This is a genomic window from Paraburkholderia sp. SIMBA_030 (assembly GCF_046535245.1).
In the GTDB taxonomy this organism is placed as follows: domain Bacteria; phylum Pseudomonadota; class Gammaproteobacteria; order Burkholderiales; family Burkholderiaceae; genus Paraburkholderia.
This window is the reverse complement of sequence record NZ_JAWRXB010000015.1, coordinates 133,988-151,295: the sequence shown is the minus strand read 5'-3', so window position 1 is coordinate 151,295 and position 17,308 is coordinate 133,988. Positions and strand designations below refer to the sequence as shown.

Below are 17,308 nucleotides of genomic sequence, written 5' to 3'. Positions count from 1 at the left end.
TTGCACGCAGGGCCACGCAGGGCTTCGTGAACGGACGGAGGCACGGATATACGCGCGCCGCCGCGCTCACATCCGCAACTTCGCTTCGACGTAAAAGGTGCGGCCCGGATACGGGTGGTAGACGAAGTAACGCGCGTCGAACAGGTTGTCGACGCCGACGCCGAGTTCACTCAGCTTCGTGGGCCTGAAGGTCAATTTGGCATCCGCGACGGTGTACGTACTGGTGCCGCCGAATACATCCGGGTTCGTATCGGTGTTGGTCAGCGTGTTGTACTGGCGTCCCGAGTAGCGCGCGGCGAGCGTGACGGCCGAGCGTTCGTCGATGTGATACGTCGCGGCGATATTGGCGCGCCACAGCGGAATGCGGTAGAAATACTTGCCGACCGTCGCCGGGTTCTGCGCATTCGCGATGATCTTCGATTGCGTATAAGCGACGCTCGCCAATAGATCGAGGCCGCGCACAAACACATCCTGCCCTTGGTAACTGGTCTCCGCGCCGCGCGAGCGCACCTTGCCGATGTTCTGGAAGTTCATCACGTTAGGGATGACGGTCGTATCGGTCTGAGTGAAGATCGTGTTCTTCACGTCGTCCTGGAACAGCGAGAAACGGAATAGTCCGCTCCAGTGCGTCCATTCGGCGGTCAGCTCTTTCGAGAGATCGTCTTCGGGCTTCAGGTTCGGATTGTTATTGACGATCGACGAGCCGTTGATTTGCCCCTGGAACAGTTCGCTGACTGTCGGGAAGCGATACGCGCGGCCGATCGATGCGCGCAAGGTCAGATCGTCGGTGACGTCGAACGACAGCGACGCCTTCGGCGAGAAGTGGTGCTCGCTCGCGTTGCCATAGGGAAGACTCGTGCCGGCCCGCGCCTGCGAGCCGTCATAGGCCTGCCAGTCCTCATAGCGCACGCCGTAGACGAATTTCCAGCGCGGCAGGAAGCGCCACGCGTCCTGCGCGTACAGCGCCTGTGTCTGCGTCTTGCCGGAGAACGCGTTGGCAAACGTGGTGGCCGCACCGTCCCGCCAGTTCAGCGTGTTGTAGCTTTCGTTCTCGAGAAAGTAGTTGTCGTAGTGATAGCCGAAGCTCAACCAGTGACTCGCCAACCCTGCCTCGGGTGTGGCCGGCGTATAGGTGGTTCTGAGATCGAGCGTCTTCCAGCCGGTGCCGTCGCCGAATATCACGGTGCCGGGACCGTTGCCCGGCGCACCCGAATTGGCGGTGCGCGCCACGCTGTTGCCGATGTCGTAGTACGACGCGAGCGCTTCGCCGTTCCAGCCGGTGGCGTTGCGCGTTTTCAGTGAAACGCCGTATAGCCAGTTCTCGCTGTGGCCCAGACCCGGCGCCATCGCGGCGGCGGGAATCGTGTATTCGTAGCCGCCGATCGCGACCTTACCGCTGTAGACCGGATTGCCGTTGGCGTCGCGCAGAAACGTCGAGGTCTGGCTGTTGTAGGTCTGATGCCAGTAGCCGAGCGTAAAGCCGGCTTGCAGCGTGGGCGTGAAGTCGTACTGCATCTTCAGCTTGAACTGGTCCTGCACCGTGTGCTCGATGCCTTCGCCGTTGACCCCGAGTACGGCGGTCGGCGTGTTGGTCTGGTTGTTGTAGAGGTAGGCGCCGCTGACCGGTGTATCGCCGGCTTTGGCCGGTATGCCCGACTTCGCGAGTGTCGCGAATTGCAGTGGCTGGCTCGTATTATCGAGATGGTTCACGCCGAGCAGCCAGGAGAATTTGCCGATCCGGTCACCGATCGACGCGCTCGCTTCGCTGCCGTTGAAGTTCTGATTCACGCCGAACAGGCTGAAATGCTGCGTGAAGGCTTTGACGTCGGCGCTGGCTTCGAAGCGCTTGGGCATGCGCGTGCTGATGAGCACGGTGGCGCCGAGCGAGTTGCCCGGATAAAGCGCGGAGAACGGCCCGTAGAGCACGTCGACCTGTTGAATGTCGTCGGGAAAGACCATCGACCAGCGCGGCGGAAATGAATAGCTGTTGCCGAGCAGATTGCTGAGCAGCAGCCCGTCGGCGTAGACGAGGCCGCGTGCGCTTTGCGTATTGCTGGTGCCGCGCACGGCGATGATCGAGTTCAGGTCGCCGATAAAGCGCTTGCGTACCGCGAGATTCGGCATGTACTTCAGCACGTCCTCGGTGTTGACGACGTTCCAGTTGTCGAACTGTTCGGGTGTCGCGGCTTCGACCGAGGCCGGCATGTTCGGATCGACGGCCCGCGGAGCAGCGGGCGCTTTGGCGCTGATCGTGACCGAGGGCAGGATGGCGTCGGCTGTTGCGCTTTCCGCGTGAGCGAGTGATGGGATGGCGGCCGGGACAAACGCCGGCATGCATACCGGAATGATTGACAGCGGCGACAGGCCGAATGTGACACGACGCGCGCCGTGACGGCCGCCCTGACGCACGAACGAGGGCAGCTTTCGCAAAGCGAAGTTAAGCATGGGTGTTTCCTGGATGCATTGAACAGGCGATCGCGCGCGCCCTCGACGGGCGCGATGAGACGCGCGATCAGGAACAACAGCGTTCAGGAAACGGCTGGGGGATCTCTTGGGCGTCCGGAGGGGAACGCGCCGAGCGGCGTGAAGTGAGTGGAGAGGGCGGGCGGCGCGGCGCTTGCGATCGCGAACTCAACCGACGGTTCGGCGGGCGCGACGTTTGTCATCGCGACGTGATGCTCGAGCAGATGACAGTAGCCGCACGCACCGAATGCATCGTCGTGACTCAGGTGGACCGGCGGCTGACCGGCCTTGCTCGCCTGTAGGGAATCCTGCGGCTGGAGCGCCGAGCAGAGCGCGGCGAGCGGCTCGTGCGTGCGCCCCGACACCAGCATCTGACTGACGACCGGCGCGAACACGATGAGCCACATGGCGATCAGGCCAAGCCATGCGGTCATGCGGTTGCGGGAGCGTAGTGTCATGATGGGCGAACGTAAACACGCGCCGGATTCTAGCATCCTGGTGCAATCGTCTCCAGCGTCGTCGCGCGGTGTGTGCGCCCGCTATTGCCCGCGCGCCGGATGTGGTGCGGGCAGCACCGTCTGCTGGAGCAACGCTGAATCCGCGATATCGAAAGCGGGAAATCTTGTTTGTTGGCGAGCGGGTGCTTCGTTAGCATTCTGCGTTTGGAGCGTTGCCGCCTGGACGCGTCCGGGTGCGGGCGGCAAGGCTGCGGCAAGACTTACGTCGAGCCGGTAGCACGCAGCGCTCCCTACGCGATCTTCTACGACTTCACCCTTTCGACATGTCACGCCTTAGCGCATCCATTCCAGCGGAACCGGCTACCGGCATCACGCGACAATTGGCAGCCGCAATCGCAAACGCCGTCCCTGCCGATGACACGGCCGCGATCGCCGCAGCGCGGCGCGGCGTTCTCGACTTCCTCGCAGCCGCCTTTGCCGGCGCCGGCGACGCCGGCTATCGAAAGCTATTGTCGGTGAACGGCCGGGATTCACGCGGCGAAGCGTCGGTGATCGGCAGCGCGTTCGGCGCGTCGGCGCAACAGGCCGCCTTGCTCAACGGCTACGCCGGACATGCGCTCGACTACGACGACGTGCATAGCAGCGTGCGCGGCCATCCGGCGACCGTGCTGCTGCCTGCACTGTTCGCGCTCGCGCAGGCGCGCGGCAGCAGTGCGCTCGAATTGCTCGACGCGTACGTTGTCGGTGTCGAAACGATGGCGCGCCTCGGTCTGGCATTGGGCAGCCGTCATTACGAGCAGGGGTTTCACAACACCGCGACGCTTGGCACCCTCGGCGCCGCGGCGGCCGCGTCGTTTCTTCTGAAGCTCGACGTGGCAGTCGTCGAGAATGCGCTCGGTCTGGCGGGCACGCAGTCGGCCGGACTGCGCCTGCAATTCGGCAGCGAGGCAAAACCGCTGCATGCCGGCCTCGCCGCGCGCGCGGGCGTGTTCGCGGCCGAACTGGCGGCGGCTGGCTTGCAGGGATCTGCGGGCGCGCTCGATGGACCGGCTGGCTTTTTCGCCGTGTTCAGCGGTGGCGCTGCGCAACCGGAGCGGGTGCTCGAAGGATGGGGCGCGCCCTGGCAGATCGTCACGCCGGGACTGTATTTCAAACCGTGGGCGTGCTGCACGGCGACGCACTACGCCGTGCATGCCGCGCTGACGTTGCGCGACCTGCACCGGCTAACGCCGCGCGACGTCGAGCGCGTGACGGTGACGTTTCCGCCGGGCGGCGACACACCGCTGGCGAACCGTCTGCCGGCAACGGGTCTCGAAGCGCGTTTCAGCGTCGAATACGCGGTGGCTGCCGCGCTGACGGACGGTTCTCCGGGCGTGGCGACCTTCGCCGACGTACCCGCGCGTGACGACCTGATTGCGCTCGCCGCGCGCGTGGCGCGCCGTCATGATGAAACTGCCGCGCGTGCATCGACCGATCCGGCCACGCGCTTCTCGACTGTCGAGATCGAACTGCGCAACGGTACGGTGCTGAGCCACAAGACGGGCCGTCTCCATAGCGCTGACGATTTACACGCGAAGTTTGCGGATGCCACCGGTCACAGCCGCGTGCTCGCATTTGTTCCTTCACTGATCGACACGATGCACAGCACTGCCGATCTCGCTTCTCTTTTCAAAGCCTTCGCACAGATCAGCGTATGACCACGACCAACAGTAACGCCGCCCGCAGGCAGATGCACCTCGGGCTCTTCATTCAGGGCGCGGGGCACCACGTCGCCGGATGGCGTCATCCCGATGCGCAGGCCGGCAGCGAGAATCTGGCGCTGATGCAACGCATCGCGCAGACCGCCGAGCGCGCGAAGTTCGACATGGTCTTTCTCGCCGACGGCCTGACGAGCGGACCCGATGCGCATCCGTCGATGGCGATGCGGTTCGAGCCGCTGTGCCTGCTGTCGGCGCTGGCGATGGGCACGCGCCATATCGGTCTCGCCGCCACCGCGTCGACGACCTATAGCGAGCCGTATCACGTCGCGCGTGCATTTGCATCGCTCGATCATCTGAGCAACGGCCGCGCGGCCTGGAACGTGGTGACGACTTCGTACGACCGCACGGCCGCGAATTTCACGCGCGGCAATCACCCGGACCATGCATTGCGCTATGAAATGGCGGGCGAATTCGTCGATGTCGTCAAAGGACTGTGGGACAGCTGGGACGACGACGCTGTCGTAAAAGACAAGGCACGCGGCGTCTACTTCGATCCCGCCAAGGTCCATGCGCTGGACCATGAAGGGCCGTTCTTCAGCGTGAAAGGGCCGCTGAATGCGTCGCGCCCGCCGCAGGGACATCCGGTGGTGATTCAGGCCGGCTCCTCCGGGCCGGGGCAGGATCTCGCCGCGCGTACTGCGGAAGTGGTGTTCACGGCGCAGCAAACGACCGAAGAAGCGCGGACGTTCTACCGCGACCTCAAGAGCCGTCTGCCGAAGTTCGGCCGCGAGGGCGAACAACTGCACGTGATGCCCGGCGTGTTTCCGGTTATCGGCCGAACGGAACAGGAAGCGAAGGACAAGTACGCGCAATTGCAGCAATGGACCGACACGTCCGGTGCATTGTCGCTGTTGTCCGACCGGCTCGGCCATGACGTGTCGAAGTATCCGCTCGACGGTCCGCTGCCTGAACTGCCCGAATCGGATCAGTTGAAAAGCCGCGCCAAACTGCTGACCGATCTCGCGCGCCGCGAGAATCTGACTTTGCGCGAACTGTACTACCTCGTGGCGGGCGCACGCGGGCATCGCATCGTGTGGGGCACACCGGTGCAGGTCGCGGATGCGCTCGAGGAGTGGTTCACCGGCGAGGCCGCAGACGGCTTCAATATCATGCCGCCGTATTTCCCTGGCGGCCTCGACGACTTCGTGGAACTTGTCGTGCCCGAGCTGCAACGGCGCGGTCTGTTCCGTACCGAGTACAGCGGCACCACGCTGCGCGATCACCTCGGCTTGCAGCGGCCCGTTAGCCGTTACGCGGCTCGTTGAGTCGGGCAAGGAAAAACGCGGCGCCTGTGGGACAGGCGCCGCGTCGTTGGGCCAGTTCCAAAGAGCCGGTTGCGCGCGAGCCGGATATGCTCAGATCGCGAAGCGGCTCAGATCCAGTTGCAGCGGTACGCGCGGTTGCGTTGCGGGTACGCTGTCCGGTAGTGCACCCGGCGTGTGTGCCAGAAACGCCCGCGTGCGCGGACTCGTCGGCGCACGAAACAGACGCTCTGCTGGACCGTGCTCGACGATCACCCCGGCCTCGGTGAAATAAACCGCGTCGCTGACTTCTTCGGCAAAGCGCATCTCGTGCGTGACGAGCAAGCAGGTCATGCCGTCCCTGACCAGATCGCGTATCACGGTCAGCACTTCACCCACGGTCTCGGGATCGAGTGCGGAGGTCACCTCGTCGAACAGGATCAGATCCGGCTGCATGGCGAGCGCGCGAGCGATCGCCACGCGCTGTTGCTGTCCGCCCGACAACTCGCCCGGATAGGCATGCGCTTTATCGGCGAGGCGCACTTTCTTCAGCAGATCGTAAGCGGTGCGGGTCGCTGCGGCTTTGTCGCGGCCGAGAATGCGCACCGGCGCGACGACCAGATTGTCGAGCACGCTCAGATGCGGAAACAGGTTGTACTGCTGAAACACGAAGCCGACCCGCTTGCGCAATTCGATCTCGTCGCGTTCGGACGCAAGTTGATCGACGCGCGTGCCGTCGACTTCGATCTCGCCGTGCTGGGGGCGCAGCAGTCCGGTAATGCAACGCAGGATCGTCGATTTGCCCGAACCGGATGGACCGATGATCGACACGGCCTGACCGCGAAACACGTCGAGGTCGATGCCCTTGAGCACCGGATTGGCGCCGAACGAAAGATGCACGTCGCGCAGCCGTACCAGCGGGTGCGCGGTAGAGGCGGAAGGGGCGGCGGCGAACGAGGCTGCGAATGTGGCGTCAGCTGAAGACATAGCGTTTTTCAATGAAACGGGTGAGGCGTGCAATCGGATAGCAGTACGCGAAGAACAGTCCGAGCACGGTGACATAGACGACGACCGTGAAATCCGCACGCGCCACGGTATTGCTCGCGACCTGTGCCGTGTCGAGCAGATCGTGCACGCCGACTAGCGACGCGAGCGCTGTCGCCATCGTGATGCTGGCGTAGAGGTTCATCCATGGCGGCAACATCCGCTTCACGCACTGCGGCAGAATGATCCAGCGCAATACCTGCGCGCGGCTGAACGCGAGCGAACGCGCGGCGTCCCATTGCGCATGCGGGATCGACTGGATCGCGCCGCGGAATATCTCCGCGAAGTTTGCGCTCGCGGGCAGCGCGAGGCCGAGCGTGACCTTGAACCAGTCGGGGAACGGCAGCGTCTGATGGCCGATCGAGATCTCGAACGGGAAGACGTAGGTCGAAAAATAGATCAGCACGAGCAGCGGCGCGTTGCGGAACACCTGCACGTAGGCGCGCGTCGCGACGCGCACGATCCGGACCGGCGACAGCAGCAGCGGTCCGAGCACGAGACCGGCCAGCGTGCCGAGCGCGATCGCGAGCAGGCTGATCTCGATGTTGACCCACAGCGATTTGCCGAGCGCGGGCGCCCACGTGACGAGCGCGGCGAGCGTCGGGTAGTGGCGGGCATGGGCGATCTCATGCTCGAACACCGCAAGCAGGGCTGCGGCGCCAACCACGGCAAGCAGTGCGGCAGGGCGGCGCCGTTCGCTCCGTGCGGGCGTAGAGAGGGTTTCAGTGGCCATAGCCGGGCATCCTCAAGCGCGCTTCGAGCCAGCGCCCCGCGCGGTTGATCGCGAAGGTCAGCGCGCCGAAAAACAGCAGAATCAGGATCATCAATTCGAGCACGTTGTCGCGCTGCGTCCAGATCATGATCGACGCATAGGTGATGTCGCCGACGGCGATCGCCGACGCGACGGTGGTGATCTTGACGAGATCGACCATATTGTTGACGAGCGCCGGCAGCGCGAACCGCACCGCGAGCGGCACTTGCACGCCCCACAGACGCTGGCGGCGGCTGTAGCCGAGCGACTGCGCCGCTTCGAGGGTCGCGCGCGGCACGGCTTCGATTCCTGCACGCAAGGCTTCCGCGTGAAACGCCCCCTTGTGAAGCGAAATCACGATCGCGCTCCAGATGAACGGCGTCAACGGATTGCCGCCAAGATTGCGCAGCGCCTCGCTGATCAGCATGTTGATCACCAGAAACGCGCAGAACAGCTGCACGAGCGTCGGGGTATTGCGGGTGATTTCGACGAACACGCGGGCCGGGCGCGCCAGCGCGGCGCACGGTGAAGTCAGCATCGCCGCCAGTACGACGCCGGCAAACAGACTGGCCAGCGCCGTGGCAAGCGACAACTCGAGCGTGACCAGCATGCCGTGCACGAACGATGCGAGTTCGTCGGCGTCGAGCACGAAGCTGTAGTTCAGGCCGGTCTTGCCGATGGTATCGATGAGCGCCGCGGCGGCTTGGGAGAAGCCTGCAAGCGGCGAACTCATGTACGTTGCGCCTTGTACTTCTCGTGCAGATCGAGCACGGCCTGCGAGGGCTGCATCGCGTTCTTGCGCTCGACATCGATCAGCCAGCCGCTGCGATGCCAGTCCTGCACGATTTTATCGAGCGCGTTCTGCGTGTCGATTTCGCCCTTGCGTACCCAGATCACGGCCGGCGACGGAATCAGATCGTTTGAGACAGGAATGGTGTAGTCCTTCCAGTCCGGATTGCGTGCGACGAGCAGGCGCAAGGTGGGCGCGACATGCACCGCGGCGACGCAGTTATTGCCGCGCAGCGCGAGCAGCGATTCCGGCTGGCCGCGGAAGGCCTTCACCTGTGCGCCGTATTGCTCGGCAAGCGGCTTCGTGTAGTTGCTGCCCTGCGAGACGCATACAGGTTTGCCGCGCACGTCGTTCCACGTCTTGATGCCGCTGTCTTTGCGCGTGATGAGCGCGCCGCCGATTTCCTCGAACGGTGTGGGCGGATAGGAGAAAATCTCCGCGCGTTCTTTCGTGACTTCCATGTTGGCGATCAACGCGTCGACCTTGCCTTGCTGAAGGAACTGCACACGATTCGACGGCTGCACCGGCGTCAATTCCACTTCGACGCCAAGCCGCTTCGCGACGTCCTCGGCGAGATCGACGTTGAATCCGACCGGCTTTTGCGTGGCGGGGTCGAGCGAACCGAACGGCGGCCCGGACAGGATCACGCCAATCACGATCTTGTGGCGCTGATGGATACGGTCGAGCGTGCTGTCCGCGTGCGCGGCGCCGGCGGCGAATGCTGCGAGCACAGTGAAGGCGCGCAGAGCGCGGTTGAAGGTGATACGGTGCGGTGCGTTGAACATGAAAGGATCGGCGGAATTCTGGATCGCCTATTCTCGGCATGCCTGGCTCCGGACAGAACCAATCAATTTTCATACCGTTATCTGGTTCGCGCATTTGTGCAGACGGTGCCGCTGTTTGAACAGCGCATTGAATGTAACGACGTCTTATTGCGGGATTGCTTCGTCAAAAACATATACGACGCGCAATGGCCCAGGGATTTCCTTACACGCGATTCAGGATACGTCGCTCCGAATTTCCACGCTTCCTGACTGTGTAGCGCCATTTGCCCGCATACGATGGAATATCGAAATCGTCTCATGCGGTTGGCTCTCCATGATTCCCTATCTGTCCGGACGCGAAAACGAGGTGGACCACATCAACTCGCTCTGCCTGCACCTGTTCGATACATGGTGCGAGAACAGGAGTGTGACACCGCTGGGTTATCTGCTGCATTGTTGGCCGCTGCTGGGTAGCGAGCCCCGTGCGTTGAGGCGGTTGGGCGATACGTTGCGCGAGCTCAGAAAATCGCATCCCGAAGCACTCGACCGGGACGTGTCGCTGGCATTGCGCGAACTGGCCGATTGTGTGGACGAGATACTCGCGCACGGAACGGTGCCCGTGCGGATAACGGCAAACGGCTAGCGCAAGCTTGCGGGATCGAACCAGAGCTCCTTGCGCGACAGCGGGACCCACGCCGGCAGGAACGGATTCTGTAGCTCGATGAGTGTCCGCTCTTTCAGTTTCAGGGCGCTCAACTGCTGGCTGAAGTGCAGGTTGAAGAACGTATCGAAGCTGCCGTCCCGCTCCATCTGCTCAAGCCCGTCGCGAATGCGCGCGGCGAGGCGCGGCTCCGATTTACTGACGTAGAAAAACTGGGCAAACGGGTACCTGATCAGCAGATGGCGATCGATCGCGAGGTTCGGGTAGCGTGCCCCGTAAGCACGTAATTCCTGCGGCGCTTCGGTCACACCACGCGGGAACAGGTCGAAACGCCGATGCAGAAGCATGAGAAAAAGCGAATCGTACGTTTCCGCCGTCCTGACGGGCACATGGTTGTACTCATACACGCGCACGTCGCCCCAATCGCTGCCTTGTCCGATGGACAGCGTGCGAAACTGGTCGAGTGTGCGGACCGCGTCGATCTTCGGCTGGTTGTCGGCGGCGATCAGCGCGACGCGGTAGCCGAGCAGCCCTTTGTCGATCGGAAACGGAATCGGGATCATGTCTTCGTCGAATTCCCGGTGGCCCGCGTCGCTGATCATCACGTTGATGCGTTCACCCTTGAGCGCCTCCATATGCGAACGGGCGACCGAAATGGTGTCGGTGTAGGGCTGTTCGGCGTAGGGGCCATACGCGGCGATGGTACGGTTGAGCACTTGCGTCAACAATTCGAACGGGTAGGCGTAGCGGACAAGGAATTCTTCCGACTTGAGCGGTTTGACGATATCCAGCGCGAATGCCACCGGCATCAGCACGGCCCAGATCGACAATCCGGCGAGCAGGCCATGGATGGCCGCGACGCCCCAGCTGCGCGCGGAAAGGGCGCCGACGCGGGATTTCGCGCAGCCAGGCGAGGTGCAGCGGGCAGCGGCACCGGTAGACCGCGAATCGGCGACGGGCGCAGAATAGGGCAAAAGAGATCCAGAGCACTCGCGGGGGAATATGGCTCTCAACACGTTTGGCGCCTTGTGGAGTTCGATCAATCGCTTTCGCCGTAGCGTCGTGCTGCGGCTTCTGGCGACGGTGTTGCTGTTCAGTTGCGTGGTCACGCTGGTTTTGACTGCATTCCAACTCTACCGCGATTATGCAAGCGGCATCGAAAGTGTCGAAACGCGCCTTGCCGATATCGACAGGAGCTATCGCGACAGTCTTGGCGAGGCGCTGTGGCGCCTCGATCGGGCGCAGCTTCAACTTGAACTCGACGGCATTCTGCGACTGGCCGACATTCGCGCCGCCGAGGTTCGCGAGGCCGGCACGGCGTCGTCTCCGATGGCCGTGACGGCGGGGCGGCGCGTGGCGGAAGCGTCCGTGACACGCGAATTTCCGCTGCTCTACCGGGTGCAGGGCAAGGAGCAGCGCATCGGCACGCTCTACGTCGAGGCCACGCTGACCAATCTCTACCATGAGCTGGCGCAGACCGCGCTCGTGATTCTGGTGAGTCAGGCGGCCAATACGTTTCTGGTTTCGCTGTTCACGATCTACATTCTGTCGCGGCTTGTGACGCGGCACCTCGGCGCTATCGCGCGGACCGTCGGCGGCTACGATTTCCATCAGACGCCGCGGCCGTTCAGCCTGCATCGCCGGCCTCCGGGCCAACCGGACGAGCTCGACCGGGTGGTGGCCGCGTTCAACGATATGGGCGCGCGACTCCACCGCTGGTACCTCGAGGAGCGCGATGCCGCCGCCGAGCGCGAAGCGCGGCGCGCGGCCGAAGCGGCGAACCGGGCCAAGGGCGAATTCCTCGCCAGCATGAGTCACGAACTGCGCACGCCGCTCAACGGGATTCTGGGCTACGCACAGATCCTGCGGCGCGACCCCGCGCTGAACGAGCGGCAGCGTGAAGGCGTGGCGGTGATCCAGCGCAGCGGCGAACATCTGCTGACGTTGATCGACGACACGCTCGATTTCACCAAGCTCGAAGCGGGCAAACTGCGCATCGAGATCGGCGACGTGCCGCTGGCCGCCATGGTGGACGTGATTCGCGAGATCATCGGCGTGAAGGTGGAGCAGAAGCAGCTTGAATTCATCTGCGAGATCGCCCCTGGCGTGCCGTCCGGCGTGCGCGCCGACGAACGCCGGCTACGCCAGGTCCTGCTCAACCTGCTCGCGAACGCGGTCAAGTTCACGGACCACGGCGAGGTGAGCCTGCATATCGTGCGGGCCGCGTCGGGGAAGGTTCGTTTCGACGTGCGAGACACCGGCATTGGCGTGAGCGCCGACCAGTTGGAGGCGATTTTCGAGCCATTCGAACAGGTCGGCGGCGCCGAGCGGCGAGTCGAGGGCACCGGACTCGGTCTCGCGATCAGCCGGCAATTCGTTCGCGCCATGGGTAGCGAGATCCACGTCGAGAGCCGGGTGGGGCACGGCAGCGCCTTCTGGTTCGAACTGGCCCCTGCGCTTGCCGAACCGGCCGCTATGCCCGCCGCACCCGCCACCCGGGTCGAAACGGGCTACCTGGGCCCTCGGCGGAAGATTCTGGTGATCGACGACGTGCCGGTCAATCGCGCGGTCGTCGTCGAGTTTCTGACGAGGCTCGGCTTCGAAACCGTCGAGGCCGCGACCGGCCTTGAAGGACTCGCGAAGGCGCAAAGCGAGGGACCCTCGCTGATCCTGACCGACATCGTCATGCCCGAAATGGACGGCCTCGAGACCACCCGCCGCCTGCGGCAGCTGTCCGGTCTGGCTGACGTGCCGGTCATCGCCGTGTCGGCGAGTTCGTCCGGCACCGATGAGAAAAACAGTCTTGCCGCCGGCGTCGATGCGTTCCTCTCCAAGCCGCTCGATTTCGACAAGCTGCTCGCGCAGATGACCGCCCTGCTGGCGCTGACGTGGACTTACGCGCCGCAGACGCCATCCGCGGTGCCCGGTGCATCGCAGGCGCCGCAGCTCGCCGTGCCGGCAGCGGAAATGAGCGAACTGCATCGCCTCGCCCGCGACGGCAACATGCGGGAGATCGTGCTGTGGGCCGAGCGTGTCGCCGCGCTCAACCCGCTCTACGCGTCGTTCACGGCGCAGCTTCGTCAACTGGCGAAAGGTTACCAGTCGAAAGCGATTCTCCAACTGGTCGAGCAGCATCTCGAACGCAGGCCGGCACCATGAACGACTCATCCGCCCACTCGAGTGGGCCACCCACCATCCTTATCGCCGACGACACACCCGCGAATCTGGGCGTGGTCGTCGACAGTCTGGCGGACCGGGGGTTTCGCGTGCTGGTCGCGCTCGACGGCATGGAAACGCTCGAGCGCGCGCAATTTTCGCAGCCGGACCTGATCCTGCTCGACGTGAAAATGCCGGGCATCGACGGTTTCGAAACCTGCCGCCGGCTCAAGATGAACGAAGCGACGCGCGATATCGCCGTGATCTTCATGACGTCGCTCACCGGCAGCGAGGACATGGTCGAGGGATTCGCGGCGGGCGGCGTCGATTATGTGACGAAGCCGGTGCGGATCAACGAGATGATGGCGCGCATCGACACACATCTGGCGCTGCGCGCCATGCACCGGCAACTCGTTGCCCGCAACCGGCAGCTACAGAGCGAAGTGGCTGTGCGCGAGCAGGCCGAGGCGGCGCTGTCCCGCGTGCGCGACGGTCTGGAGGAGCGGGTCGCGCAACGCACCGACGAACTGGCGCGGGCGAATGCCCGCCTCCATTCGCAGATCGACGAGCGCAGGCGGGCCGAGGCGAAACTGCTGTCGAGCGAAGGGCGTTTTCGCACCATCGTCGAGACGAGTCCGGTGCCGCTGTGCATCACGTCGATGCCGGCCGGAAAAATTCTCTATACGAATGAGCCATTGCGGGAGCTATTTGGTATCGACGCGCGTGAGCGCGCGGTCTCCAGCATCGTGGACCTGTATGCGGATCCCGTGGAGCGCAACAGGCTGGTGCAGCATCTGCGTGAGGAAGGCAGTTTCCGCGATACGGAAGTCCAGTTCCGGCGACCGGACGGCACGGCGTTCTGGGCAATCGCGACGGCCCGGGTCGCGACCTATGACGATGCGCCGGCTATCTATGTCGGTCTGAACGACATCACGGAACGCAAGCGTATCGAGCAGGCGCTGTTCGAGTCGCGCGAACAGCTGCGCGAACTGTCGGCCTATATGGAAGCGATCCGCGAAGAGGAAAGAAAGCGCATCGCCATGGAAATACACGACGAACTGGGCCAGTTGCTGACCGCGCTGAAGATGGACGTGTCGCTGCTCAGGATGCGTCTCGGCAGCGACCAGGAGGCGTTGAAAAAAGCCGACAGCATGCGCGAACTGGTGGAAAAGACGATCTGGATGGTGCGCAACGTGGCGAGCCATTTACGGCCTGCCGCGCTGAACTTCGGGCTCGTGTCGGCACTGGAGTGGCTGGTCGAGGATTTCGGCCGGCGGACCGGCGTGCCCTGCCAGTTCCGGATCAACGGCAGCGAGCCCGTTCTTCCCGATGCGTTCGCGACTGCCGTGTTCCGCATCGTGCAGGCGTCGCTTACCAACGTCGCGCGCCATGCCGGCGCGACGCGAGCGGACGTGACGCTGACGCGCTCCGCGACGGCGCTCGATCTGCATGTCAGCGACGACGGCTGCGGCTTCGATCAGGACGCGGCGCGCAAGAGTTATTCCTATGGCCTGCTCGGCATGAGCGAGCGCGCGAGGTCGATCGGCGGATCGCTGCTGATCGACAGCGCGCCCGGCGCGGGCACGGCGGTTTCGATTCACATTCCGTTAGACGACAAAGCAGAGAAATGATCAAGATCCTGATTGCGGATGACCATGCGATCGTGCGTGGCGGCCTGAAACAGATTATCGCGACGACGACGGATATCGTCGTCGCCGGTGAGGCCGCTCAAGGCTCCGAGGTCGTCGACAAGCTGCGCGTGAGTCACGTCGATCTGCTGTTGCTGGACATGACGATGCCGGGCATCAGCGGGGTCGATCTGATCCGCCGCGTGCGCGCGGAACAGCCGGCCTTGCCGGTGCTGGTGTTGAGCATTCACAACGAGGCGCAGGTCGTGTCGCGCGCGTTGCGCGCCGGCGCCACTGGTTATGTGACGAAGGACAGCGACCCGGAGGTGCTGCTTGCCGCCATTCGCAAGCTCGCCGCCGGCGGCCGGTTTATCGATCCGAAGCTCGTCGACGCGATCATCTTCGAGACTCACTCGGGCGATGCGCCGCCTCACAACATACTCTCCGACCGTGAATTCCAGGTCCTGCAGATGCTGGCGCTCGGCAAAAGCATCAACGACATCGCGGACACGTTCTCGCTCAGCGCGAAGACCATCAGCACCCACAAGATGCGCCTGATGCAGAAGCTCGGTCTCAGCAACAACGCGGAACTGATCCGCTATGCGATCAGGCACGGTCTGGCCGCCGAGTGACGCTTGTCTGATGAATCATCGCAGTCGCTGCACTAGGGAAATCCTGACGTTCGAATCAGATTTTCCTGAAGGAACTATCCGCCGCTCCCGACTGAGCCGCCAACGAGGACGCCTTACGATGGCTTTGATGGGCATCATGGAGGGCGGCAGATCGTGGGAGAAAAGTCGTTACGCGGACTGGTCGAAAAATTGCTCGGTGCGGCGGGCACCCAGCCAGTCCGGATACTGTTGACGCATCGTTCGCAATCTGGCCGGACACGCTGTGTGTGTGTCGAAGTGCAACGGCCGGGCGGCCCGCTCGCCCTGTTTTTCTTCCGCCACAACGATGGAACCTGGCATGTTTTTCCACCCGGCGCCGTTCGTCCTTCGATGAGCGTCGCCGGCTTGCCGTTAGACGATGCGATGACGGCGAAGGAGACGACGCATGGCTGAAGACACGCCAACAAGCCTTTCGCAGAATGATCTGGCGCTGCGTGCGTGGATGCTGGCATGGTACGACCACGCCGTTTCGGTCGGCTTCGTCCGCCCGCCGTTCACGCTGAGCGACGCGACGGCGGAACGGCTCGAGGGTTATTTCAAGGTAGGACTCACACCGGTCGAAGCCGCTGAAGCGTTTTTTGGCGTCACGCATTGAGTGTCGCGGCGCACGCCGCGAACGGTAGAAGAAGTGCGCTGGCTTTGGGCAGAGGCGGGCGCGTTCATTCTCCGCTGCTGAGTTCCGTGATTATCTGATGGGCTATCGCCGCACAGTCATCGATGAGCTAGTTCCTGTTTGCCAGGATGACGATTGTGTTCTTCCACAATAAAGTCAAAAACGAAAATAAACGAGTTCGATGACGTTGCACACTAACGTTAGGTGCGACGGGTTCTCCCTGATGATCAGAGCGACTGGCTATCCACCCGTTCGGGAAATGAAACCAGGCCGCGATCTTCCAGCTATCGTCCAGAGGACCGAGCGCCGCCAGGATGTCCCGGACGACGGGCAGCGGTTGGCACATTGCGTCGAACTGGTAGCCCGCGAAATATTCCTTGCCACCGAATGTCACGCCGAAGATGCGGCTCCGGCGTTTCCAGTCACTGGCGGGATGCGCCTCGTCGCCCGGTGACACTGCTTGGAGCGCGTTGATCTGCTCGGCTACCCTGACACGAGCTTTGACTTTCTTGGCTTCACATTCAGGCCTCGACTGTCGAAGAATCGCCAGGGCAAATCGAGCCACCGATGACAGAGCACAGCGGTCGAGCCTAATTCAGGACTTTGCGTAAAACTGAATTTAGTCTATATTCGGTCTAAACGGTAAACGGAGGATCAACATGCGCCTGGCAGACCACGTAAAGCCAATCAGCTACCTGAAAAGCGACGCAGCGCAGATCGTCAAGGATTTGACGGCTTCTGGCGAGCCGCTGCTTATCACGCAGAATGGCGAAGCGAAGCTCGTCGTTCAGGACGTGCAAAGCTATGAGGACACCCAGCAAACGCTGGCGCTGCTCAAAATTCTGGCCTTGGGCCAGAAGGACATCGAGCAGGGGAAATTCAAGGATGCCGACGAGTTTCTCGCCGAACTCGACGACCTTGATCGGAAGGAGCAAATCCGCTGATGGGGCAGGCGAAGTTCAAGCTTCTGGTTCTCGACGAGGCGCAGGAGGATACGAAGGATTTGCGTCGCTACATCCTCAAAAGCTTCGGTGCCCAGACGTGGAAACAAACGTCCGCGGAATTGGCCGTCACGTTTGGCAATATCAGGCAGTTCCCGCAGAGCGGTTATGTCCCGGTGGAGCTTTCAGATTTCGGCGGTCTGAATTTCCGGGAAGCGTTGAGCGGCCAGAATCGGGTTATCTATGAGATGCGCGACGACACGATTTACATTCACGTCATCACCGATACGCGCCGTGATCTACGAACGCTTCTTCAGAAACGACTATTGCGTTCTCGCTGGTAAATTCAGCCTTATTGGTGTTTTCA

The 17,308-nt window shown here is 63.0% G+C and carries 17 protein-coding genes; 9 read left to right on the top strand and 8 right to left on the bottom strand.

The window, feature by feature from the left end; all coding sequences use genetic code 11:
- Window positions 1-66: 66 nt before the first annotated feature.
- Together SB772_RS25325 and SB772_RS25320 are read right to left on the bottom strand one after the other, a co-directional pair.
- Window positions 67-2,334 (bottom strand): TonB-dependent receptor, encoded by a 2,268-nt coding sequence (locus SB772_RS25325; protein WP_410835987.1) that lies wholly within the window; start codon window positions 2,332-2,334, stop codon window positions 67-69.
- Window positions 2,335-2,528: 194 nt separating this feature from the next.
- Window positions 2,529-2,921 (bottom strand): DUF2946 domain-containing protein, encoded by a 393-nt coding sequence (locus SB772_RS25320; RefSeq protein ID WP_410835935.1) that lies wholly within the window; start codon window positions 2,919-2,921, stop codon window positions 2,529-2,531.
- A 380-nt stretch (window positions 2,922-3,301) separates the two neighbouring features.
- Here SB772_RS25320 and SB772_RS25315 point away from each other — a divergent pair, with 380 nt between their 5' ends.
- The gene (locus tag SB772_RS25315) at window positions 3,302-4,618 is read left to right on the top strand and encodes an MmgE/PrpD family protein (RefSeq protein ID WP_410835934.1); all 1,317 of its coding nucleotides are present in this window, start codon (window positions 3,302-3,304) and stop codon (window positions 4,616-4,618) included.
- The gene (locus SB772_RS25310) at window positions 4,615-5,946 is read left to right on the top strand and encodes an LLM class flavin-dependent oxidoreductase (RefSeq protein WP_410835933.1); all 1,332 of its coding nucleotides are present in this window, start codon (window positions 4,615-4,617) and stop codon (window positions 5,944-5,946) included. Before SB772_RS25315 ends, SB772_RS25310 begins: the two co-directional genes overlap by 4 nt.
- Window positions 5,947-6,036: 90 nt before the next feature.
- Here the strand turns inward: SB772_RS25310 and SB772_RS25305 are convergent, their stop codons facing one another.
- The 4 genes from SB772_RS25305 to SB772_RS25290 are packed head-to-tail and all read right to left on the bottom strand — an operon-like array spanning window position 6,037 to window position 9,292.
- Window positions 6,037-6,909, bottom strand: a complete 873-nt coding sequence (locus SB772_RS25305) for an amino acid ABC transporter ATP-binding protein (RefSeq protein WP_410835932.1) — start codon at window positions 6,907-6,909, stop codon at window positions 6,037-6,039.
- Window positions 6,896-7,699 carry an amino acid ABC transporter permease gene (locus SB772_RS25300; RefSeq protein WP_410835931.1) on the bottom strand — a complete coding sequence of 268 codons (804 nt, stop codon included), beginning with the start codon at window positions 7,697-7,699 and terminating at the stop codon, window positions 6,896-6,898. The genes SB772_RS25305 and SB772_RS25300 overlap by 14 nt, the downstream gene beginning before the upstream one ends.
- A complete protein-coding gene (locus tag SB772_RS25295) occupies window positions 7,689-8,450 on the bottom strand; it encodes an amino acid ABC transporter permease (RefSeq protein WP_410835930.1) in 762 nt (253 codons plus the stop codon). The genes SB772_RS25300 and SB772_RS25295 overlap by 11 nt, the downstream gene beginning before the upstream one ends.
- Window positions 8,447-9,292 (bottom strand): transporter substrate-binding domain-containing protein, encoded by an 846-nt coding sequence (locus tag SB772_RS25290; RefSeq protein ID WP_410835929.1) that lies wholly within the window; start codon window positions 9,290-9,292, stop codon window positions 8,447-8,449. Before SB772_RS25290 ends, SB772_RS25295 begins: the two co-directional genes overlap by 4 nt.
- 313 nt (window positions 9,293-9,605) lie before the next feature.
- Between SB772_RS25290 and SB772_RS25285 the strand changes: the two genes are divergently transcribed.
- The gene (locus SB772_RS25285) at window positions 9,606-9,914 is read left to right on the top strand and encodes a hypothetical protein (RefSeq protein WP_410835928.1); all 309 of its coding nucleotides are present in this window, start codon (window positions 9,606-9,608) and stop codon (window positions 9,912-9,914) included.
- On the opposite strand, the gene SB772_RS25280 is transcribed toward SB772_RS25285, so the two are convergent.
- On the bottom strand, window positions 9,911-10,906 hold the full coding sequence (locus SB772_RS25280; RefSeq protein ID WP_410835927.1) for a hypothetical protein: 996 nt from the start codon (window positions 10,904-10,906) through the stop codon (window positions 9,911-9,913). The genes SB772_RS25285 and SB772_RS25280 overlap by 4 nt on opposite strands.
- Window positions 10,907-10,934: 28 nt before the next feature.
- Between SB772_RS25280 and SB772_RS25275 the strand changes: the two genes are divergently transcribed.
- The 4 genes from SB772_RS25275 (at window position 10,935) to SB772_RS25260 (ending at window position 15,982) form a co-directional block, all read left to right on the top strand.
- On the top strand, window positions 10,935-13,091 hold the full coding sequence (locus SB772_RS25275; RefSeq protein ID WP_410835926.1) for an ATP-binding protein: 2,157 nt from the start codon (window positions 10,935-10,937) through the stop codon (window positions 13,089-13,091).
- Window positions 13,088-14,719, top strand: coding sequence for a response regulator (locus tag SB772_RS25270; protein WP_410835925.1), 1,632 nt, complete (start codon window positions 13,088-13,090; stop codon window positions 14,717-14,719). The genes SB772_RS25275 and SB772_RS25270 overlap by 4 nt, the downstream gene beginning before the upstream one ends.
- Window positions 14,716-15,348, top strand: coding sequence for a response regulator (locus SB772_RS25265; protein WP_410835924.1), 633 nt, complete (start codon window positions 14,716-14,718; stop codon window positions 15,346-15,348). Before SB772_RS25270 ends, SB772_RS25265 begins: the two co-directional genes overlap by 4 nt.
- A 424-nt stretch (window positions 15,349-15,772) precedes the next feature.
- Window positions 15,773-15,982: a hypothetical protein gene (locus tag SB772_RS25260; RefSeq protein WP_410835923.1), complete on the top strand. Its 210-nt coding sequence runs from the start codon at window positions 15,773-15,775 to the stop codon at window positions 15,980-15,982.
- 127 nt (window positions 15,983-16,109) lie between these two features.
- Here SB772_RS25260 and SB772_RS25255 read toward each other — a convergent pair whose 3' ends face one another.
- Window positions 16,110-16,565, bottom strand: a complete 456-nt coding sequence (locus SB772_RS25255) for a hypothetical protein (protein ID WP_410835922.1) — start codon at window positions 16,563-16,565, stop codon at window positions 16,110-16,112.
- A gap of 94 nt (window positions 16,566-16,659) precedes the next feature.
- Between SB772_RS25255 and SB772_RS25250 the strand changes: the two genes are divergently transcribed.
- Window positions 16,660-16,944 carry a type II toxin-antitoxin system Phd/YefM family antitoxin gene (locus SB772_RS25250; protein ID WP_408528561.1) on the top strand — a complete coding sequence of 95 codons (285 nt, stop codon included), beginning with the start codon at window positions 16,660-16,662 and terminating at the stop codon, window positions 16,942-16,944.
- The gene (locus SB772_RS25245) at window positions 16,944-17,285 is read left to right on the top strand and encodes a type II toxin-antitoxin system RelE/ParE family toxin (protein WP_410835921.1); all 342 of its coding nucleotides are present in this window, start codon (window positions 16,944-16,946) and stop codon (window positions 17,283-17,285) included. Before SB772_RS25250 ends, SB772_RS25245 begins: the two co-directional genes overlap by 1 nt.
- Window positions 17,286-17,308 lie beyond the last annotated feature (23 nt).